Here is a 21,109-nt window from a genome sequence, read left to right as displayed (position 1 = left end):
GTCGGTGCCGGGGTGGTGCGGGCGGCGTTCAATCTATCGGTCCGGCACGGGGCCGGGCCCCGGACGACGGGCCGTGACCGGCATGTGGAACGGCGGGGCGGGTCGGGCGGCCGGGCCGCTCAGGAGGGGTTCTGCGGGTCCACCTCGCGGCGCAGCAGGTCCTCGATCGTCTCCCGGCGGATGATCACCCGCGCCTGCCCATCCCGCACGGCGACGACGGCCGGCCGGGTCAGCGCGTTGTAGTTGGACGCCATCACGTGGGTGTACGCCCCGGTGGCGGGCACGGCCAGCAGGTCGCCCCGCGTGACGTCCACGGGCAGCCACACGTCCCGGACCAGGATGTCCCCGGACTCGCAGTGCTTGCCCACCACGCGGGTCAGTGCGGGCGCGGCGTCCGAGGTGCGCGAGGCGAGCACGGCGGTGTAGTCCGCGTCGTACAGCACGGGACGCGGGTTGTCCGACATGCCGCCGTCCACCGCCACGTAGCGGCGGGCCGCGGTGGAGCCGTCCGGGGCGTCCGCGTCCACGGTCTTGGTCACACCCACCGTGTAGAGGGTCAGGCCGGCGGGACCGGAGATGGCCCGCCCGGGCTCGATCGAGATGCGCGGGCACGTCAGGCCCAGCCGCTCCACGGCCTTCTGGACGTCGTCCGCGAGCGCAGCCGCGATCTCAGCGGCCGGGCGCGGCTCGTCCGCGGACGTGTACGCGATGCCGTGGCCGCCGCCGAGGTCCAGCTCGGGCAGCGCGACGCCGTGCTCGGCCTCGACCTGCGCGAGGAACTCCAGCACCCGCGCGGCGGCCAGCCCGAAGCCGTCGGCCTCGAAGATCTGTGAGCCGATGTGGCAGTGCACGCCCAGCAGGTCGATCGAGTCCGCCTCGAGGGCGATCCGCACGGCCACGGCGGCCGGGGACACGCCCGCGATCCCGCCGTCGCGCCCCTCGGAGGACGGGGCGAGGGACAGGCCGAACTTCTGGTCCTCGTGCGCGGTGGCGATGAAGTCGTGGGTGTGCGCGTGCACGCCCGGAGTCAGACGAAGCATCACGGGCGCCACCTGGCCGCGCTCGGCCGCGAACGCCGCCAGGAACACCAGCTCGTCCACGGAGTCGACGATGATCCGGCCCACGCCCGCGTCGAGCGCGGCCGCGAGCTCGGCCTCGGACTTGTTGTTGCCGTGCAGGCCGATGTGCTCCGGGGCGACGCCGGCCCGCAGTGCGAGGGCCAGCTCGCCGCCGGAGGCGGTGTCCACGCGCAACCCCTCCTCCGCGGCCCAGCGGGCCGTGGACAGGGTGAGCATGGACTTGCCGGCGTAGTAGACGTCCGCGCCGCCGCAGAGGTCCGTGAACGCCGCGGCGAACCCCTCCCGGAACGCCCGGGCGCGGGCGCGGAAGTCGTCCTCGTCCACCACGAGCAGCGGCGTGCCGAACTCGGCCGCGAGCGCGGCGGCGGACACGCCCTGGACGGCGAGCCCGCCGTCGTCGCCACGGGCCGTTCCGGCGGACCAGACCTTCGGGTCCAGGGCGTCGGGGTCCGTCGGCGCCGGCAGCCAGGCCGGGGCGAGCGGGGAGGCGGGGGTCGGCGTCGTCATCGCGGGGTCCCTCACATCTTCTCCGGAGCCGAGACGCCCAGCAGGTCCAGTCCGTTGCGCAGCACCTGGGCTGCGGCGGTGTTCAGCCACAGGCGGGTGCGGTGCAGGTCCCCGACCTCGCCCGGAGCGCCGTCCTCGGCCGGGGCGGGGGTGATGCGGCACGCGGCGTACCAGGAGTGGTAGGCGCCGGCGACGACCTCGAGGTGGCGGGCCACCCGGTGCGGCTCGCGCAGCCGGGCGGCGGAGGCCACGACGGAGGGGAACTCGGCCAGCTGGGCCAGCAGCTCGGACTCGGTGGGGTCGGTGAGCAGGGACGCGTCGAACGCGGAGCGGTCCACGCCGAAGGCCTCGGCCGTGCGGGCGGCGCCGCACGCCCGGGCGTGGGCGTACTGCACGTAGTAGACCGGGTTGTCGTTGGACTGCGAACGCAGCAGCTCCGGGTCGATCGTGATCGGCGAGTCCGCCGGGTAGCGCGCCAGGTCGTAGCGCAGCGCGTCCTTGCCGAGCCACTGGACGAGGTCCTTGAGCTCGATGATGTTGCCGGCGCGCTTGGAGAGCTTCGCGCCGTTGACCGAGATGAGCTGGCCGATGAGGATCTCGATGTTCGTCGCCGGGTCGTCGCCGGCGGCGGCGGCGATCGCCTTGAGGCGGTTCACGTAGCCGTGGTGGTCGGCGCCGAGCAGGTACACCTTCTCCTCGAAGCCGCGGTCGCGCTTGTGGAGGTAGTAGGCGGCGTCGGCGGCGAAGTAGGTGGGCTCGCCGTTGGCGCGGATGAGCACGCGGTCCTTGTCGTCGCCGAAGTCGGTGGTCTTGAGCCACACGGCGCCCTCGCGGTCTTCGATGTGGCCCTGCTCGCGCAGCCGCTGCACGGCCTGCTCGATCGCGCCGGAGTCGTGGAGCGTCTGCTCGGAGGTGAACACGTCGAAGTGCACGTCGAAGGCGGCGAGCGTGTCCTCGATGTCCTGCATCTGGAGCCGGTACGCGGCCCCGCGGACCACCGGGCGGGCGGCCTCGTCCGTCAGCTCGCGCACGTCCGGGTGCTCGAGGGCGACGGCGTCGGCCAGCTCCTGCACGTACGCACCCGGGTAGCCGCCCGCGGGGACGTCCCGGCCGTGCAGGCGGGCGAGGACGGAGTCCGCGAACACGTTCATCTGGTTGCCGGCGTCGTTGATGTAGTACTCGGCCGTCACCTGGGCCCCGGAGGCGCGCAGCAGGCGGGCGATCGCGTCGCCGAGGGCCGCCCAGCGGGTGTGGCCGATGTGGAGCGGGCCCGTGGGGTTGGCGGAGACGAACTCCATGTTCACGCGGTGACCGGCCAGGGCGTCGTTGCGCCCGTAGGCCTCGCCGGCCTCCACGACGGTGCGGGCGAGCTCGCCCGCGGCGGCGGCGTCCAGGGTGATGTTGAGGAAGCCGGGGCCGGCGATGTCCACCTGCGCCACGCCCTCCTGCGCCCCCATGCGCGCGGCGAGCACGGACGCGAACTCCCGTGGGTTCATCCCCGCCTTCTTGGCGAACTGCAGCGCCACGTTGGCGGCCCAGTCCCCGTGCTCGCGGCTGCGGGGTCGCTCCACCCGCACGCGGTCCGCGGTGAGCTCCTCGCGCAGGGCGGCGGGCAGCTCCCCGGCCTCGACGGCGGCCAGCAGCTGGGCATGGATGAGTGCGGAGAGTTCTTCGGGCTTCACCCGGGAGAGTCTACGGAACGGCGCGCCGGGGTCAGCCCCGCGTCCAGGCGTCCAGGCCGCCGGCCAGGGACAGGACCCGCTCGGCGGCCTCAGGGGCGACGGCTACGATCGCCTCCCGCGCCCGGGCCGAGCGGACGCCGGCGGCGCAGTAGACGACGAGCGTCTCCCCCGGCCCCGGGACGTGGGGGGTCGGGGCCGCCAGGACCTCCCCCAGCGGCACGTGGTCCGAGGGGTCGAGGGCCTCGAGCAGACGCTCGGCGTCCTCGCGCACGTCGAGCACGCGCACGCGCCCGGCGTCGTCGGCGGCGAGCATGCGGGCCAGCGCGGCGGCGTCCACCTCCCCGGGGCCGGGTCCGGGGGCGCAGGCCGCGGCCGCGGCCTCGGCCCGGGCGTGGGCGGACAGGTCCGTCACGGGGGTCCGCTCGGGGTCGGCCACGAGCCGCAGCTCACGGAAGCGCATCGTCAGGGCGTCCACGGAGAGCAGCCGCCCGACCAGGGGCTCGCCCACCCCGGAGAGCAGCTTGATCGCCTCGGCCGCCATGAGGGAACCGATGATCCCGGGCAGCACCCCGAGCACCCCGGCCTGCGCGCACGAGGGCACCTCGCCGGGTTCGGGCCGCTCCGGGAACACGTCCCGGTACAGCGGCCCGCCCGGGGCGAACACGCTCACCTGCCCCGCGAACCGCAGGATCGCGCCCCACACCACGGGCACGCCGGCGATCTCGCACGCGTCGGCCACGAGGTAGCGGGTCGCGTAGTTGTCCGTGCCGTCGAGCACGAGGTCCACGGCGCCGACCCGTTCGAGCGCGTTGGCCGCGGTCAGGCGTTCGCGGTGCTCGACCACGCGCACCTCGGGGTGCAGGCCGCGCATCGTCGCGGCGGCGGAGGCGGTCTTGGGACGGCCGAGGTCCGCCTCGGCGTGGATCACCTGGCGGTGCAGGTTGGAGCGGTCCACCACGTCGTCGTCGATCACGTGGACCTCCCCCACGCCCGCGGCGGCGAGGTAGGTCAGCACGGGTGCCCCGAGACCGCCGGCGCCGACCACGAGGACGCGGGAGCGCAGCAGCGCCAGCTGGGCCTCGGGGCCGAAGCCGTCCAGGCTCAGGTGGCGTGCGAAGCGCTCGAGCTGGGTGTCGGACAGCGCGGTGAGGTCGCGGGGCTCGCGGGCGGCGGGGTCCAGGGCGGCGGTCACCGCTCGTCCTCCTCGGCCGTGACCCGCCCGGCCATCGGCGAGGAGGCCAGGGCGTGCTCGCGGCGCGGGATGCGCCCCGCACGGCGGGCGTGGAAGCCCGCCTCGAGCGCGAGCCGGCACGCGTGGGCCATGCGGGCGGGCTCGGCGGCGCGCGTGATGGCGGAGGCGGCGAGCACGGCGTCGCAGCCGGCTTCCATGGCCAGGGCGACGTCCGAGGCGGTGCCCACGCCGGCGTCGAGCACGATCGGCACGGAGGCGCGGGAGACGATCAGCTCCAGGTGTGCGCGGTTGAGGATGCCCAGCCCCGAGCCGATCGGCGAGCCCAGCGGCATGACGGCGGCGGCGCCGGCCTGCTCGAGGCGCAGCGCCATGGCGGGGTCGTCCGAGGTGTAGGCCAGGACGGTGAAGCCGTCGGCGGCGAGCCGCTCGGTGGCCTCGAGGGTCTCGACGACGTCGGGCAGCAGGGTGCGCTCGTCGGCGATGACCTCCACCTTCACGAGGTCGGTCTCGAGCGCCTCCCGGCCGAGCCGGGCGGTGAGCACGGCGTCCCGGGCGGTGTAGCAGCCGGCGGTGTTGGGCAGCACGTCGATGCCGAGGCGGTCCAGCAGCGCGACCAGGCCGTCACGGGTGTCCGCGGACCAGCGGCGCAGCGCCACGGTGGTGAGCGTGGTGCCGGAGGCGACGAGGGCGCCCTCGAGGGCGGTGAGGTCGGTGATGCCGCCCGTGCCCATGATGAGCCGGGAGGCCAGGTCGTAGCCGCCGATCCGCAGCGGCGGGATCGCGGGGGCGGCGGGCGCGGTGCGGTGCTCGGCCATCGCTCAGCCCCCCTGCACCGCGGTGACGACGTCGACCTCGTCCCCGGCGGCCAGCTCCCGGGTGGCCCAGGCCGACCGGGGCACGACCTCGCCGCCGACCGCCACGGCCACGCCGAGCCGCCGCCCGTCCGCGGCGGCGCCGTCGTCGCCGATCGCACGCCCGGTGACGTGCGCGACGACGTCGCGGACGGTGGCCACGGCCAGCTCGGCGGGCTCTCCGTTGAGGGTCAGGGGGAGGGTGCTCATGCGATCTCCTTCAGGCGGGCGTGCAGCAGGTCGAGGATCCGCCCGGCCGCCCAGGGGGCGAGCAGGATCCCGTGACGGTGGAAGCCGGTGGCGACGACGGCGCCCGGAGCCTCGGGCACGGCGAGCACGCGCGGGGCGTCGTCGGGGGTGCCGGGGCGGGCGGCGGTGGTGATCTCGACGAGCTCGCACTCGCGGACGGCGGGCAGGATCGCGGCGGCGTCGGCGAGCAGGTCCAGCACGGCCCCGGCGGAGGTGCCGGCCAGGCCTTCCTCGCGGGCCGAGGCGCCGACCACGAGGGTGCCGTCCGCGCGGGGCACGAGGTAGACCTGGCGCCCGTGGACGAGGCCGCGGACGGTGCGGGTGATCAGGTGCGACTCCCCCGGCAGCAGCTGCTCGGGGCGCACCCGCAGGCGCAGCACGTCGCCGTGGACGGGTCGCAGCGGGACCTCGACGGCGGTGGCCGCGCCGCCGATCCCACGGTGGCCCAGGCCCGCGGCGAGGACCGCGCCGTCGGCGGTGAGGGTGCCCCCGTCGGCCAGCGTGAGGCGCACTCCCTCGCCCTCCGGGTCGGCGGCGGTGACGCGTCCGGCCACGAACCGGGCGGCGGATCCGGCGCCGGCCGGGAGCGGGCCGCCGTCGGGTCCGGTCTCGGCGCGCAGGGCGGCGACGCAGGCGGCGGCGAGCCGGCGTGGGTCCACCTGATGGTCGTCCGGCGCGTCGAAGCCGGCGGCCAGGCCCGGGGCCAGGGCGGGCTCGGCGCGGCGCAGCGCGCGGACGGAGACGGGCTCGACCCGGCGGCCGAGGACCGAGGCGTGCTCGAGCACGTGGTCCCACGCGCGGGCGTCCGAGGGGTCCGCGGCCACGATCCAGGCGCCCTGTGCGAGGAAGCCCGTCTCCACGTCGGTGAAGGCGGCGAGCAGCTCCACGAGCGCCGGGTAGGCCTCCCAGCCGGCCTGCAGCAGCGGGGCGAGGTCGTCCTGGCTGAACTGGGTCTCGGCGAGCGGCGCGAGCATCCCCGCCGCGGCGTGGGTGGCCCCGGCCACGGCGTGCGGGCGCCCGGCGGCGTCCAGCTCGGGGGCGATCAGGGTGACGGCGTGGCCTGCGGCGCGCAGACGCACGGCGGCGGTGAGGCCGATGATCCCGGCCCCGACGACGGCCACGTGCACGGGCCGGTCCTCCTCACGGCGGCATGACCCGCATCGAGTGGTGATGGTCGGCCGCGCCGGCGCGGTGCGCCCCTGCGGCCCTCTCAGCCCGGCGTGTGCGGCCCGGGCTCCCATGGAACAGCAGCCAGTCTGCCACAGTGGGCGCATGCACTCCCCCGATCCGCTCCTGATGACCGCAGCCGGCCGCGACGACGGCGACACCGGCCCCGGCGCGCGCCGCCGCGCCCGCCTCGCCGTCTCCCGGCTGTACGTCTGCACCGACCTGCAGCGGTTCCTGCGCCCGGACGACACGCTCGACACGGCCGCGTTCGCACACTTCTGCGCGGCGGCGTTTCGCGGCGGAGTGGACCTGATCCAGGTGCGGGACAAAGCCGTGGACGTGGCGGTCGAGCTGGCCGCGTTCGCCGTGCTCGTCCCGCTGGCCCGGAAGCACGGGGCGCTCTCGGCCGCCAACGACCGCGCCGACGTCGCCGCCCTGGCCGGGGTGGGCGTGTTCCACACGGGCCAGACCGACCTGACCACCGCACAGTGCCGCGCCCTGTTGGGCCCGGACGTGGTGCTCGGCCGCTCGTGCCACACCGAGGCGCAGGTGCGCGCCGCCCGCGCGGAGGACGGCCTGGACTACTTCTGCACGGGGCCGGTGTGGGCGACGCCCACGAAGCCGGGCCGGGCCGCCGTCGGACTGGAGCTGCCGGCCCTCGCCGCGCGCCTGGACGCCGAGGACCCGGCGGGGGCGCGGCCGTGGTTCGCCATCGGCGGCCTCGACGCGGACCGGCTGCCCGAGGTCCGCGCGGCCGGGGCGGAACGGATCGTGGTGGTCCGCGCCGTGACGCAGGCCGAGGACCCCGAGGCCGCGGCCCGCGCCCTGCGCGCGGGCCTGCTCGGCTGACGCGCCCCGTGGGGAGGTCACGGACGGGCCGTCCTGATGGTGTAGAGTCGACGAGTCCGCAACGCGCTCGACGCGTCGCGACCCCGCCTCCGTAGCTCAGGGGATAGAGCGTCTGCCTCCGGAGCAGAAGGCCGCAGGTTCGAATCCTGCCGGGGGCACCACAGACCGGGCGGTCACCTTCGGGTGCCCGCCCGTCGTCATCCCCGGGGGAGCCGGCGGGCGGCCAGGACCATGCCGAGGCCGCAGCGCGGGCAGCGCCGCCAGCGGGAGGACCAGCGAGACGGCCCACGTCCCGAGGGCCGCCGCCGTCGGCACGGGCAGGACGGGTCCGGCGATCACCAGCGCCGCGAGCAGCACCACCCAGCCGGCCGGCGCCCACAGCGCGATGCGCACGGCCGGGGACGGCGGTGGCCCGGTCCGGCCCTCAGCCCCGCTGCGCATGACCGTGGTCCACGGGCCCGTGCCACGTCGGCCGCGAGGCGTCCCCGACCGCGAGCGCCTCCCCCGCCCGCATCGCGTCGGCCAGCCACGGCTTGGCCCGCTCGAGTGCGTCCTCCCAGCTCAGGCCCGCACCGGCCAGCGTGGCCAGGGCCGAGGAGAGGGTGCAGCCGGTGCCGTGCGAGGCGCGGGTCGCCACGCGCGGGCCGCGCACCTCGTGGACGGCCCCGTCCACGCGCACGACGGCGTCCGGCACCTCCGCCGCTGCGGTCTCGGGCGCCTCGGCCTCGTCCAGGTGCCCGCCCTTGAGCAGCACCGTCACGTCGTGCTCGGCGGCGAGACCCCGCGCCGCGTCGAGGGCGGCGTCCCAGCCCGTCGCGTCCCGCCCGGTCAGCCGGGCCAGCTCGGGCAGGTTGGGGGTCACCAGGTGCGCCGCCCGCAGCAGCCGGGACCACGCGGCGCGCCCGTCGTCGTCGCCCACCGCGGTGAGGGCGTCCCCGCTCGAGGCCACCATGACCGGGTCCAGCACGACGACGGCGGGCAGGGTCTCCTCGAGCCAGCCGGCGACGGCCCGCATGAGCTCCACCGTGCCGAGCATGCCGATCTTCACGGCGTCCACGGCGATGTCGGCGGCGACCGAGTCGAGCTGGGCGCGCACCACGTCCACCGGCAGCGGGTGGACGGCCTGCACGCCCTGCGTGTTCTGGGCGGTGATCGCGGTGATCGCGGTCATCCCGTAGCCGCCCCACGCGGCGATGGTCTTCAGGTCGGCCTGGACACCGGCGCCGCCGCCGGAGTCGGAGCCGGCGATGCTGAGCACGCGGGGGACGGCGGGGGTCATGCGGGGGCTCCTTCGGGTCGGGGCGGATCGGCCGTCCGGGCCGGGCCGATCCCGCCCATGAGAATGTAGTCGCATGTCCCACGTCACAGAGAGCTCCCCCGCGCACCCCGGCCGAGCCGAGGAGTCGGCGCCGCTGCGGCCGACCTCCCCGCTCGGGATCGCCGCCACGTTCATCGGCACCACCATCGGCGCCGGGTACGCCTCGGGCAACGAGATCCTGCAGTACTTCGTGAGCTTCGGCCTCTGGGGCGGCACGGGGGCGCTCGTGATCGCCGGCGCGCTGTTCTTCCTGCTCGCGGTGATCGTGCTGCGGCTGGCGCAGAAGCTGCGGACCACGGACATCCACCGGATCGTGAACCCCACGACCTCGCGCGTGCCCACCTGGTTCGCGGACCTGTGCATCACCACGTCCCTGCTGGGGACGCTGGTGATCATGCTGGCCGGGGCCGGGGCGGCGGTGCACACCGCGTTCGGGCTGCCCTCGCTCGTGGGCTCGCTGGTGATGGCGGCCGTCTGCGTGGTCTCGGTGCTGGCCGGCATCACGGGCCTTGTGCGCGTCCAGGCCGTGGTGGTCCCCCTGATCATCGTGGTCGCCGTCGGCGTCGCGGTGTGGGGGTTGGTGAACCCGGGGGCCGCGGTGGACGACGTCGCCGCGCTCGTGACCTCGTCCCCGCTGATCAACCAGTGGTGGCTCTCGGGCGTGCTGTACGTGGCCTTCAACATCCAGCTGGCCTACGCGGTGCTCGCCCCGATCGGCGAGGAGAGCTCCTCGTCGGGGCGCTCCCTCGTCACCGGGGCCGGGCTCGGGGCACTGGGCCTCGTGGTGATGGCCGGCGCGGTGATGGCCGCGATGACCGCCCACGCCCAGCTCATCGGCCGCGCCGAGCTGCCCATGGTCGAGCTGGCCGCGATGATCGGCGGCTGGGCCGGCCTGCTGTACACGGTCGTCCTGCTGCTGGCGCAGTTCACGACGGCGGTCTCGTGCCTGTACGGCGGGGTGGAGCGCATCGCCCTGCTGTCCTCGATGCGCCGCGTGCCGGGCTGGGTCATCGCCGTCGTCACGGCCCTGGCCGCCACCCTGCTCTCGAGCGTCGGCTTCTCCGACCTCGTGGGCACCGTCTACCCCGTCCTCGGCTACGCCGGCCTCGTCATCATCGTGATGCTGGTCGTGACGTGGATCGTCGAGCGCACCACGGTGCGCCGCCGGGCGGCCCGCGCGGCGCGCGCCTGAGCGTCCCGCCGCGGCTGGGCGGCGGACGGTGAGGCCTCGCAGGGGACGTGCTAGTGTCGCTCGCATCCCACGGGAGCCCCACGGCACGGGGCTGAGACCGGGCTGACGCCGCCCGGAGACCGTCTGAACCTGTCCGGGTCATTCCGGCGAAGGAAGAAGGAGCCGCGGCCATGTCCATTTCCGAGCGCACCCCCCTGCCCGCAGCCGAGTCGACGGCCGAGGTCGTCGCCGAGGAGAACTACCCCACGCACCGTCTGGGCTGGCTCGAGGATGCCGAGCACGGCATCCGCGTGCCCGTCACCGAGGTCCACCAGGACGACTCCCCCGACGGCACGCCCAACGCGCCCCTGACCGTCTACCGCACCATGGGCCCGGGCGCCGTGCCCGAGCGCGGCCTGCCGGCCCAGCGCGCCGAGTGGATCCGCGCCCGCGGTGACGTCGAGGAGTACGAGGGCCGCGAGCGCGACCTGCTCGACGACGGCCGCTCGGCCGTGCGCCGCGGCGCCGCCTCACAGGAGTGGGCCGGCGAGCGACGCCCCCCGCTGCGCGCCAAGGAGGGCGCGCGCGTCACCCAGATGCACTACGCCCGGCGCGGTGAGATCACCCCGGAGATGCGCTACGTCGCCCTGCGCGAGGGCGTGGACGTGGAGCTGGTGCGCTCCGAGGTCGCGGCCGGCCGCGCCATCATCCCGGCGAACGTGAACCACCCCGAGTCGGAGCCGATGATCATCGGCAAGGCGTTCGCCGTGAAGGTCAACGCGAACATCGGCAACTCGGCGGTGACGTCGTCGATCGCCGAGGAGGTCTCGAAGCTGCAGTGGGCCACCCGCTGGGGCGCGGACACCGTGATGGACCTGTCCACGGGCGACGACATCCACACCACCCGCGAGTGGATCCTGCGCAACTCCCCGGTGCCGATCGGCACCGTGCCGATCTACCAGGCCCTCGAGAAGGTCGGCGGCGACCACCAGGCCCTGACCTGGGAGATCTTCCGCGACACCGTGATCGAGCAGTGCGAGCAGGGCGTGGACTACATGACCGTGCACGCCGGCGTGCTGCTGCGCCACGTGCCGCTGTCCGCGGACCGCGTGACCGGCATCGTCTCCCGCGGCGGCTCGATCATGGCCGGCTGGTGCCTGGGCCACCACAAGGAGAACTTCCTCTACGAGAACTACGACGAGCTCTGCGAGATCTTCGCGCGCTACGACGTCGCGTTCTCCCTGGGCGACGGCCTGCGGCCGGGCTCCGTGGCGGACGCCAACGACGCCGCCCAGTTCGCCGAGCTCGACACGCTGGCCGAGCTGACGGAGCGGGCGTGGGCGTACGACGTCCAGGTCATGGTGGAGGGCCCCGGCCACATCCCGCTGCACCTGGTGAGGGAGAACGTGGAGCGCCAGCAGGAGCTGTGCAAGGGCGCCCCGTTCTATACGCTCGGCCCCCTCGTCACGGACATCGCCCCGGCGTACGACCACATCACCTCGGCCATCGGCGCCACCGAGATCGCCCGCTACGGCACCGCGATGCTCTGCTACGTCACGCCCAAGGAGCACCTGGGCCTGCCGAACCGGGACGACGTGAAGACGGGGGTGATCACCTACAAGATCGCCGCGCACGCCGCCGACGTCGCCAAGGGCCACCCCGGCGCCCGCGACCGCGACGACGCTCTGTCCAAGGCGCGCTTCGAGTTCCGCTGGCGCGACCAGTTCGGCCTCGGCCTGGACCCTCAGCTCGCCGAGGAGTACCACGACGAGACGCTGCCGGCCGAGCCCGCCAAGACCGCCCACTTCTGCTCGATGTGCGGGCCGAAGTTCTGCTCCATGCGCATCAGCCAGGACATCCGCAGCGAGTTCGGCGGCGCGTCCGAGCAGGCGAGAATCGCCGAGGCCGGCATGGCCGCGAAGTCCGCGGAGTTCCGAGCCGCCGGCGGGTCCGTGTACCTGCCCGAGCCGAGCCTGCGCCGGCCCGAGGGGGACGCGGTGCTCGCGAGGGACTGAGCGGTCCGTGCCGCGGCGCGGGGGCCAGGGTGCCGGCTCCGCGACCACGTCCACGAGCCCCCACGTGACTGCCCTCCCTGGCAGGGCGGCTCGAGTGACGAGGTCCGGCGGTGCCTCCTGCACAGGCGTCCGTTGCCGGCGTTGCGTCCCCGGGCGTCGCGTTCCGGCTCCGGATGTCCGGGGCCGCTCCTAGGCTCGGGGCATGAGCGCGCACCACGCCGACGACGGCCTCCCCGCCCCCGTCCCCACCCCCGCCGAGGATCCACCGGCCGACGGGCGGCAGGCGCCGCCGAGTGGCGTCGTCGTGGGTGAGGACGGGCGAGCCCGCCCGCCGTGGGCGGCACAGGATCCGCTGCTGCGGGAGTACTACGACACGGAGTGGGGCCTGCCCGTCACGGACGAGCCGGGCCTGTTCGAGCGCCTCGTGCTCGAGGCGTTCCAGTCGGGCCTGAGCTGGCGGACCGTCCTGGCCAAGCGGCCGCGGTTCCGGGAGGTGTTCGCGGGCTTCGACCCGGACGCCGTCGCGGCGTTCGGGGACGCGGAGGTCGAGGCGCTGCTGGCGGACCCCGGCATCATCCGGAACCGGCGCAAGATCGAGGCCGCGGTCGCGGACGCACAAGCCGTCGTCGGGATGCGCGGCGAGCGGTACGCCCCGCTGCACCCGGGCTCCCTCGGTGCGGGCCCCGCCTGGCACGGCGACGGCGACCGGCCGGCCCGCGGTCTGCCGGGGCTGGTCTGGGCTCACCAGCCTGCCGCGACCCCACGGCCGGAGACGGTGGCGCAGGTCCCCTCGGTCTCGGACGAGTCGCGCGCGCTCGCGAGGGCGCTGAAGGCGCACGGCTGCCGATTCGTGGGGCCGACCACGTGCTTCGCCCTGATGGAGGCCGCCGGGGTCGTGGACACCCACCTTCTCGGCTCGTGGCGAAGAGGGGCGTCCGGGATCTGGGAGTGAGCGGGGGCCTCCGGCAGGATGGGGAGCTCAACGCAGGACGTCCACACGAAAGGGTGACGACTGATGACCACCACCTCCGCCTCTCAGGGCTACCGCACGATCAACCCGGCCACCGGGGAGCTGCTGAAGTCCTTCGACAACGCCACGGATCAGCAGATCGCCGACGCCCTCGACGCCTCGCAGGCCGCCTACGAGCAGTGGTCCCGGAAGTCGGTGGCCGAGCGCGCCGCCGTCGTGAAGCGGATCTCCGAGCTGCTGGCCGAGCGCTCCAAGGACATCGCCGCGCTGATCACCACGGAGATGGGCAAGTCCCTCGGCGCTGCAGTCGGCGAGGTGCGCTACGGCGCCCAGATCTTCGGGTACTACGCGGACGAGGCCGAGGAGCTGCTCACGGACCAGCCGATCAAGCAGTTCTCCGGGCAGGAGGCGTTCGTCCAGCGGTTGCCGCTCGGCCCGCTGCTGGGGATCATGCCGTGGAACTTCCCGGTGTACCAGGTGGCCCGTTTCGTGGCGCCGAACCTCGTGCTCGGCAACACCATCCTGCTGAAGCACGCCGAGATCAACCCGCAGGTGGCGCAGCTGCTGGAAGAGCTCTTCACCGAGGCCGGACTGCCGGAGGGCGTGTACCAGAACGTGTTCGCCACCCACGACCAGATCTCCACGATCATCGCCGATCCGCGAGTGCAGGGCGTGTCCCTCACCGGTTCGGAGCGGGCCGGCGCCGCCGTCGCCGAGCAGGCCGGCCGGCACCTCAAGAAGGTCGTCCTCGAGCTCGGCGGCTCCGATCCGTACATCGTGCTCTCCGCGCCGGACGCCCGCGCGGCCGCCCGCGACGCACTGGCCACCCGGATGGGCAACTGGGGCCAGGCCTGCAACTCGAACAAGCGCATGATCGTCATGGAGGACCTCTACGACGACTTCGTGGACGAGCTGGTCCAGCGCTCCTCGGCGATGAAGCCCGGCGACCCGACCTCGCGCGACGCCGACGTCTACGGCCCGCTGTCCTCGGAGTCCGCGGCCGACGGGCTCGCCGAGCAGATCGCCGCGGCCAAGGAGGCCGGCGCCACCGTCCACGTGGGCGGCGAGCGCGTCTCGGGCCCCGAGGGCGAGGGTTTCTACGTCTCCCCGGCCGTGATCACGGACGTGGACCAGGAGAACCCCGCCTACACGCAGGAGCTGTTCGGCATGGCCGCCGTGGTCTACAAGGTGTCCTCGGCCGAGGAGGCCGTGGCGCTGGCCAACGACTCGCAGTACGGTCTCGGCGGCGCCGTCTTCTCCACGGACCTGGACGAGGCCAAGCGCGTGGCCGGCCAGCTCGAGGTGGGCATGGCGAACGTGAACCTCGCCTCCGCCGCCGGGGCGAACCTGCCCTTCGGCGGCGTGAAGCGCTCGGGCTTCGGACGCGAGCTCGGCCCCCTGGCCCTGGACGAGTTCGCCAACAAGCGCCTGTACGCGGTGCAGGGCCCCCTGGAGGGCTGACCCCGGGCCGGGTCGGCCGGGCGGGTCTCCCGCTCCGGCCGGCCCGTCGGCCGCCTGACGCACGCAGAGTGGTCACGACACGCCATCACCGGACTCCGGTGGCGGCATGTCGTGACCACTCTGTTCGTTCGGGCCTGCTCGTCGGCCCGTCAGCCGCGCAGCGGGACGGTCGCCAGCACCTCGTGCAGCGGCCCGCCGGAGCGGCCCTCGCCGAGCCGGGACGCCACGACCTCGACCTCGTCGGCGGTCCACTGCGGCCCGCGGTACACCGTGAGCGCGTGCACGGCCTCGGCCAGCAGGACGGTGGCCGGCGCCGGCGGACGGGGCTCGCCCCGCCTCCGACCCCGAGGTCGGGGCGCGGCGCCCGAGACCCGCGCCACGGTGAGGTGGGCGCGCCGGCGGTCCCGGCCGTCGTCGTCGGCGAGCCAGGGCTCCGCCAGGAGCGCGCCGAGCTCCCGAACCTGCCCGCCCACCCCCACCCAGAGCGTGCGGTGGGAGAACTCCCCCGCTCCGGCCAGGTGCAGGTCCAGCGGGGCATGTCCCGCCGCGATGCGGCCGGCGTCGGCGACGACGTCGTCCACGGCGCCGGCGGGCACCTCCGGGTGGAACGCCAGCGTCAGGTGCCGCTGCTCCGGATCGGTCCAGCGCAGCGCGCGCCCGGCCCCGTCCCGGACGCCGTCGAGGGCCGACTCGAGGTGGTCGAGCACGGCCCTCGGCGGACGGATCGCGAGGAAGAGCCTCACGCCTGCGCGCGCGGATCCGCGGCGGTCGATCCGCTGCGGGCGCCGTCGGCCGGCACGGCCGGCTGGCTCCGCGTGCTCGGCTCGCGACCGGCCACGATGTCGATGGCACCGGTGAACTCGCGGTTGATCTCCTCGTTGACGTGGCGGGAGCGCTGGGTGAACAGGGATACCGCGACACCCAGGATGAGGGCGGCCAGGAAGCCGGGGACGATCTCGTACAGACCGAACCACTCCCAGGTCTCCGCGCTGGCCTTGGACCAGAACCACGCCACGGTGGCGCCGGAGACGACGGCGGCCATGGCGCCCCATGAGGTGAACTTCTCCCAGTACAGGGCCAGCAGGATCACCGGGCCGAAGGCCGCGCCGAAGCCGGCCCAGGCGAAGGACACGAGCTCGAGGACGGAGGCGGCGGGGTCCAGCGCCAGGAGGCCCGCGATGACGGAGACGACCAGCACACCGATGCGGCCGAGCCACAGTCCGGCACGGGCCGAGGGGTGCCGGCCGACGACCTTGTACAGGTCCTCCACGAGGGCGGACGAGCACACGATCAGCTGTGACGAGATCGTCGACATGATCGCGGCCAGGACGGCGGCGAGCACGAGTCCGGCGACGAAGGGGTGGAACAGGATCGCCGAGAGCACCAGGAACACGGTCTCCGGGTCCTCCAGGGTGGCGCCGTCGTCGGCCTGGAAGTAGGCGATGCCCACGAGGGCCACCATCACGGCGCCGAACACGGACAGCGCCATCCAGGTGATGCCCACGCGACGTGCCGTGGCGGCGTCCCGCGTGGTGCGCAGGGCCATGAAGCGCACGATGATGTGCGGCTGGCCGAAGTAGCCCAGGCCCCAGGCGACGGAGGACAGCACACCGATCAGGGTGGCGTTCTTGACCATGGAGAGATGGTCGACACCCTCGGCGGCGGCCGCGGCGTCGGCTGCCCGGACGCCGTCGATGACCGCGTCCCAGCCGCCCATGATGACGATCACGACGATCGGGACCAGCAGGAGGGCCAGGAACATGAGGACGCCCTGCGCGACGTCGGTCAGGGAGGCGCCGAGGAAGCCGCCGAACAGCGTGTAGAACACGGTGATGCCCGCGACGATGAGCATGCCCGTGAGGTACGTGATCTCGACGCCCTCGGCGTAGAACGAGTTCGGCCCGAAGGTGGACTCGACGAACTTGCCGCCGGCCACCATGCCGGAGGACACGTAGAACGTGAAGAAGACGAGGATGATCAGGCCGGAGACGATCCGCAGGATGTGCGTGCGGTCCTTGAAGCGGTTCTCCAGGAACGAGGGGATCGTGATGGAGTTGCCTGACACCTCGGTGTACGAGCGCAGCCGCGGCGCGACGACCTTCCAGTTCACCCAGGCGCCGACGGTCAGGCCGATGGCCATCCAGCCCTCCACCAGGCCGGACGCGTAGATGGCGCCGGGCAGGCCCATGAGCAGCCAGCCGGACATGTCCGAGGCGCCGGCCGACAGGGCGGCGACGGAGGGCTTCATGTTGCGCCCGGCGAGCATGTAGTCGTCAAGGTCGGAGTTCTGCCGGGCGGCGTAGAGTCCGATCGCGATCATGGCCGCGAAGTACAGCCCGATCGCTGACAGCAGGAAGAGCGTGTTCTGGTCCATGCCGTCCAGAGAAGCACACTCGACGCGTCGACCCCGCGCACCGGCCCCGCGCACGGCACTAGGCTGGTCCGCGTCATGACGCAGACTCCTCCGCCCGCGGGCCCGCCCTCTCCGGAGGCCGCCCCCGCCCCCTCGATCACCTTCCCGGAGCATCTCCCCGTCGCCGAGCGGCGCGACGAGATCATGGCGGCGGTCCGCGAGCACCAGGTGGTGATCGTGGCGGGCGAGACCGGCTCCGGCAAGACCACCCAGCTGCCCAAGATGCTCCTGGCCCTGGGCCTGGGCGAGCACGGCGTGGTCGGCCACACCCAGCCCCGCCGCCTGGCCGCACGCTCGGTGGCCGAGCGGATCGCCGCGGAGCTCGGCCAGGACATTGGCGAGACGGTGGGCTACCAGGTGCGCTTCACCGCGGAGACCTCGCGGGCCACGCGCGTGAAGGTGATGACGGACGGCATCCTGCTGGCCGAGATCCCCCACGACCCGGACCTGCGCCGCTACTCGGCGATCATCATCGACGAGGCCCACGAGCGCAGCCTCAACATCGACTTCCTCCTGGGCTACCTCAAGCGACTGCTCCCCCTTCGCCCGGACCTGAAGGTGATCATCACCTCCGCCACGATCGACCCCGAGCGGTTCGCGCGGCACTTCGGCCGGCCGCTCGCCGAGGGCGAGGAGCACGAGGACGCCGTGGAGGCCGACGACGGCGCCCGCGTGGTCCCCGCGCCGATCATCGAGGTCTCCGGGCGCACCTACCCGGTGGAGATCCGCTACCGGCCCCTGACCGCCGAGCCCGAGCCGGACGACCCGGACGACGACGCCGACGACCACGCCGAGACCCGCGACCCGGTCGAGGCCGTCGGCGACGCCGTGCTCGAGCTCGCGGGCGAGGCGCCCGGCGACATCCTGGTGTTCTTCCCGGGCGAGCGGGAGATCCGCGACGCCGCGGACCACCTGGCCGGCGTCGTCGCCTCCTCCCCGCGCCTGGCGGGCACCGAGATCCTGCCGCTGTTCGGGCGGCTGTCCATGGCCGAGCAGCACCGCGTGTTCGGCCGGGCGCAGGCGGGCGTGCGGCGGCGGATCGTGCTGGCCACGAACGTGGCGGAGACGTCCCTGACGGTGCCCGGCATCAAGTACGTGGTGGACACGGGCACGGCCCGCATCTCCCGATACTCGCACCGCACCAAGGTCCAGCGCCTGCCCATCGAGCGGATCTCCCAGGCCAGCGCGAACCAGCGCTCGGGCCGCTCGGGGCGCACGAGCCCGGGCATCGCGATCCGGCTGTACTCGGAGGAGGACTTCCTCTCCCGTCCCGAGTTCACGGACCCGGAGATCCTGCGCACCTCGCTGGCCTCCGTGATCCTGCAGATGCTCTCCCTCGGCGTGGCGGAGACGCCCCGAGACGTCATGGACTTCCCGTTCGTGCAGCCGCCGGATCGCCGGCAGGTGACCGACGGCGCCGCGACCCTCACCGAGCTCGGCGCGCTCCACGCCGACGGCTCCGGGCCGCGCACGAAGTCGGGAGGACGTTCGGCGGCCGCGGGCACCATCACGCCGATCGGCCGGCGCCTGGCCCGCCTGCCCGTGGACCCGCGCCTGGGCCGCATGATCCTGGAGTCCGGCGAGCGCGGCTGCACGCGCGAGGTCATGGTCCTCGCCGCGGCCCTGACCATCCAGGATCCCCGCGAACGCCCCACCGAGCAGCGCCAGGCCGCGGATGAGCTGCACGCCCGGTTCGCGGACGACCGTTCCGACTTCTCCGCCTACCTCAACCTGTGGCAGTACCTGCGCGAGCAGCAGAAGGAGCTCTCCGGCTCCCAGTTCCGGAAGATGTGCCGCCGCGAGCACATCAACTGGCTGCGCGTGCACGAGTGGCAGGACCTGGTCCGCCAGCTGCGCCAGCTCGCCACGGACGTGGGCGTGTCCGTCCAGGCCGGTCCCGTGGACCCCGTGGGCCAGCACGACGCGGTCCACACGTCCCTGCTGACGGGCCTGCTCTCCCAGATCGGTGCGTACGACGAACGCCGGCGCGACTACCAGGGCGCCCGCGGCACCCGGTTCGGCGTGTTCCCCGGCTCGGCCCTGTTCAAGAAGCGCCACCCCTTCGTGATGGCCGCCGAGCTCGTGGAGACCTCGCGGCTGTGGGCGCGCACGGTGGCACGCGTGGAGCCGGAGTGGATCGAGGAGGTCGCCGGGGACCTGGTGAGCCGCTCGTACAGCGAGCCGCACTGGTCCCGGAACGCGGGCGCCGCCGTCGCGAAGGAGAAGGTGACGCTGTTCGGGGTGACGGTCGTCCCCGAGCGCACCGTGCGCTACGGCCGGATCGACCCGGTGCTCTCCCGTGAGCTGTTCCTGCGCCACGCCCTCGTGGAGGGCGACTGGCGCACCCGGCACCGGTTCTTCGCGCGCAACCGCCGCGCCCTCGAGGAGGTGGACGCCCTCGAGACCCGCCTGCGCCGGCGGGACCTGCGGATCGGGGACGAGGACCTCTACGCGTTCTACGACGCGCGGGTCCCCGCGAACGTGGTCTCCGAGCGGCACTTCGACGCGTGGTGGAAGAAGGCGCGCCACGAGACGCCGGACCTGCTGGACCTGGACGTCGAGGCGCTGCTCACCGAGGACGCGGACCAGCTGGACACGGACGCGTTCCCCACCGCGTTCCGCCACCCGCTGCCCGGCGGGGACGTGGACCTGCACCTGGACTACACGTACGACCCCACGGGCGCCTCCGGCACGGACGGCATCACGGTGTCCGTGCCCGTGCTGCTGCTGGGCGAGGTGGACCCCGACCGGTTCGCGTGGCTCGTGCCCGGGCTGCGCGTCGAGCTGGTGACGGCCCTGATCAAGGCGCTGCCGAAGGCGGTGCGCAAGTCCCTGGTCCCCGCCCCGGACGTGGCCCGCGCGCTCGTGGCCGACCTCGACTCCCACGCTGATCCGCTGCGCGACGACCTCCCTCAGGCGCTGTCCGCGGCCGTGCGCCGCGTTCGCGGCACCGTGGTCGAACCCGTCCTGTGGCAGCTCGACGCCGTCCCGGACCACCTGCGGATGGACTACCGAGTGGTGGACGCCCGTGGCGCCGTCATGGGTGCCGGGCAGGACCTCGCGGTGCTGCAGACCCGCCTGGCCCAGGCCAACCGCGCGGCGATCGCCGCGCGCCTGGCCGGCGACGACGACCCCGCGAACGCCCGCCCGGGCCCCGCCCGCGGACACGGCCGGGGCCGGGGGAAGGGCCGCCGCGAGAGCTCCGACGACGCCGGTCGTGCCGCGCCCGCGGCGGCTCCCACTGCGGGGCCCGCCGCCTTCCGGGAGCGCCACGGGCTGACCTCGTGGTCGGTGGGCGAGGTCCCCCGGAAGATCACCACGGATCCCTCCAGCCGTGGCCCGGCCATCACCGGCTACCCCGCCCTGGTGCCCGAGACCACGGCGGACGGCACGCCGGCGGCGGGCCTCGTCGTCGCGCGTTCGGCGGAGGACCAGGCCGCGTGGCACCGGGCGGGCGTGATCGCGCTGCTCATGGCCACCCTGCCCAGCACCCACCGGTACGTGGTGGACCACCTGGACAACCGGGAGAAGCTGACCTTCACGCAGAACCCGCACGGCTCGGTGGAGTCCCTCGTGCGGGACAGCACGCACGCGGCCGTGGACCGGCTGGTGGGCCAGGAGCTGCCCTTCACGGAGGCCGAGTTCCGTGGCCTGTTCGACCGGGTCCGCGCAGACCTGATCGACACGGTGTTCGCCGTGACCGCGCTCGTGGCGCAGGTGCTCGGCGGCGCCGCCGAGGTGCGCCGCCGCCTCAAGGGCACCGTGTCCCTCGCGGTGGCGCCGGCGAAGTCGGACGTGAAGGCCCACCTCGAGCAGCTCGTCTTCGACGGGTTCGTGGCCGCTACAGGATGGCAGCAGCTGCAGCACCTGCCCCGCTACGTGCAGGGGATGCTCACACGGCTGGACCGTCTCGACGCCGGCGGCCATCTCCAGCGCGACGGCCAGGCCATGGCCGTGGTGCAGGGCCTCGAGGACGAGTTCGACGCCGCCGTGGCCGCGCACCGCGCCCGCTTCCCGGACACGCCGGTGCCCGCCGAGCTGGACCGGGTGCGCTGGCTGATCGAGGAGCTGCGGGTGTCCTTCTTCGCCCAGGAACTCGGCACGGCCGTGTCCGTCTCGGAGAAGCGGGTCCGCCAGGCCCTGCAGAGGGCCGCGGCCGCCGGGCGCTGAACCGGTGGCGTCCGA

At 74.3% G+C, this 21,109-nt stretch carries 15 protein-coding genes and 1 tRNA gene; 7 read left to right on the top strand and 9 right to left on the bottom strand.

Going from position 1 to position 21,109, the window contains the following annotated elements; genetic code table 11:
• Positions 1–119: 119 nt before the first annotated feature.
• The 6 genes from lysA to thiO are packed head-to-tail and all read right to left on the bottom strand — an operon-like array spanning position 120 to position 6,687.
• Positions 120–1,586 carry a diaminopimelate decarboxylase gene (lysA, locus tag MA879_RS06310; protein ID WP_248124190.1) on the bottom strand — a complete coding sequence of 489 codons (1,467 nt, stop codon included), beginning with the start codon at positions 1,584–1,586 and terminating at the stop codon, positions 120–122.
• Between the two features lie 11 nt (positions 1,587–1,597).
• Positions 1,598–3,268 (bottom strand): arginine--tRNA ligase, encoded by a 1,671-nt coding sequence (gene argS, locus MA879_RS06305; RefSeq protein WP_248124189.1) that lies wholly within the window; start codon positions 3,266–3,268, stop codon positions 1,598–1,600.
• A gap of 31 nt (positions 3,269–3,299) precedes the next feature.
• Positions 3,300–4,460, bottom strand: a complete 1,161-nt coding sequence (gene moeB / locus MA879_RS06300) for a molybdopterin-synthase adenylyltransferase MoeB (protein ID WP_248124188.1) — start codon at positions 4,458–4,460, stop codon at positions 3,300–3,302.
• Complete coding sequence (locus MA879_RS06295) at positions 4,457–5,275, bottom strand: thiazole synthase (protein WP_282447668.1); 819 nt, start codon at positions 5,273–5,275, stop codon at positions 4,457–4,459. The genes moeB and MA879_RS06295 overlap by 4 nt, the downstream gene beginning before the upstream one ends.
• 3 nt (positions 5,276–5,278) lie before the next feature.
• Complete coding sequence (thiS, locus tag MA879_RS06290) at positions 5,279–5,521, bottom strand: sulfur carrier protein ThiS (protein WP_248124187.1); 243 nt, start codon at positions 5,519–5,521, stop codon at positions 5,279–5,281.
• Positions 5,518–6,687: a glycine oxidase ThiO gene (gene thiO, locus MA879_RS06285; RefSeq protein WP_248124186.1), complete on the bottom strand. Its 1,170-nt coding sequence runs from the start codon at positions 6,685–6,687 to the stop codon at positions 5,518–5,520. The genes thiS and thiO overlap by 4 nt, the downstream gene beginning before the upstream one ends.
• Before the next feature lie 145 nt (positions 6,688–6,832).
• Here thiO and thiE point away from each other — a divergent pair, with 145 nt between their 5' ends.
• Both thiE and MA879_RS06275 read left to right on the top strand, forming a co-directional pair.
• Positions 6,833–7,576, top strand: a complete 744-nt coding sequence (thiE, locus tag MA879_RS06280) for a thiamine phosphate synthase (RefSeq protein ID WP_248124185.1) — start codon at positions 6,833–6,835, stop codon at positions 7,574–7,576.
• A gap of 85 nt (positions 7,577–7,661) precedes the next feature.
• Positions 7,662–7,737: transfer RNA gene (locus MA879_RS06275), tRNA-Arg, on the top strand.
• A gap of 263 nt (positions 7,738–8,000) precedes the next feature.
• Here MA879_RS06275 and thiD read toward each other — a convergent pair.
• Positions 8,001–8,855: a bifunctional hydroxymethylpyrimidine kinase/phosphomethylpyrimidine kinase gene (thiD, locus tag MA879_RS06270; RefSeq protein ID WP_248124184.1), complete on the bottom strand. Its 855-nt coding sequence runs from the start codon at positions 8,853–8,855 to the stop codon at positions 8,001–8,003.
• Between the two features lie 73 nt (positions 8,856–8,928).
• Here thiD and MA879_RS06265 point away from each other — a divergent pair, with 73 nt between their 5' ends.
• The 4 genes from MA879_RS06265 to MA879_RS06250 all read left to right on the top strand — a co-directional run bounded on the left by MA879_RS06265 (position 8,929) and on the right by MA879_RS06250 (position 14,511).
• Positions 8,929–10,086 (top strand): YkvI family membrane protein, encoded by a 1,158-nt coding sequence (locus tag MA879_RS06265; RefSeq protein ID WP_248124183.1) that lies wholly within the window; start codon positions 8,929–8,931, stop codon positions 10,084–10,086.
• Between the two features lie 170 nt (positions 10,087–10,256).
• Positions 10,257–12,080 (top strand): phosphomethylpyrimidine synthase ThiC, encoded by a 1,824-nt coding sequence (gene thiC / locus MA879_RS06260; RefSeq protein WP_248124182.1) that lies wholly within the window; start codon positions 10,257–10,259, stop codon positions 12,078–12,080.
• 202 nt (positions 12,081–12,282) lie between these two features.
• On the top strand, positions 12,283–13,032 hold the full coding sequence (locus MA879_RS06255; protein WP_248124181.1) for a DNA-3-methyladenine glycosylase I: 750 nt from the start codon (positions 12,283–12,285) through the stop codon (positions 13,030–13,032).
• 63 nt (positions 13,033–13,095) lie between these two features.
• The gene (locus tag MA879_RS06250; protein ID WP_248124180.1) at positions 13,096–14,511 is read left to right on the top strand and encodes an NAD-dependent succinate-semialdehyde dehydrogenase; all 1,416 of its coding nucleotides are present in this window, start codon (positions 13,096–13,098) and stop codon (positions 14,509–14,511) included.
• 149 nt (positions 14,512–14,660) lie between these two features.
• Here the strand turns inward: MA879_RS06250 and MA879_RS06245 are convergent, their stop codons facing one another.
• Together MA879_RS06245 and putP are read right to left on the bottom strand one after the other, a co-directional pair.
• Positions 14,661–15,254: a 2'-5' RNA ligase family protein gene (locus MA879_RS06245; protein ID WP_248124179.1), complete on the bottom strand. Its 594-nt coding sequence runs from the start codon at positions 15,252–15,254 to the stop codon at positions 14,661–14,663.
• Positions 15,251–16,885: a sodium/proline symporter PutP gene (gene putP / locus MA879_RS06240; RefSeq protein WP_248124178.1), complete on the bottom strand. Its 1,635-nt coding sequence runs from the start codon at positions 16,883–16,885 to the stop codon at positions 15,251–15,253. Before putP ends, MA879_RS06245 begins: the two co-directional genes overlap by 4 nt.
• A 75-nt stretch (positions 16,886–16,960) precedes the next feature.
• Between putP and hrpA the strand changes: the two genes are divergently transcribed.
• Positions 16,961–21,094: an ATP-dependent RNA helicase HrpA gene (gene hrpA, locus MA879_RS06235; protein WP_248124177.1), complete on the top strand. Its 4,134-nt coding sequence runs from the start codon at positions 16,961–16,963 to the stop codon at positions 21,092–21,094.
• Positions 21,095–21,109: the final 15 nt, after the last annotated feature.

Origin of the sequence: Micrococcus lacusdianchii (assembly GCF_023155805.1) — a bacterium.
Taxonomy (GTDB): domain Bacteria; phylum Actinomycetota; class Actinomycetes; order Actinomycetales; family Micrococcaceae; genus Micrococcus; species Micrococcus lacusdianchii.
This window is presented reverse-complemented; position numbering and strand designations above follow the sequence as displayed.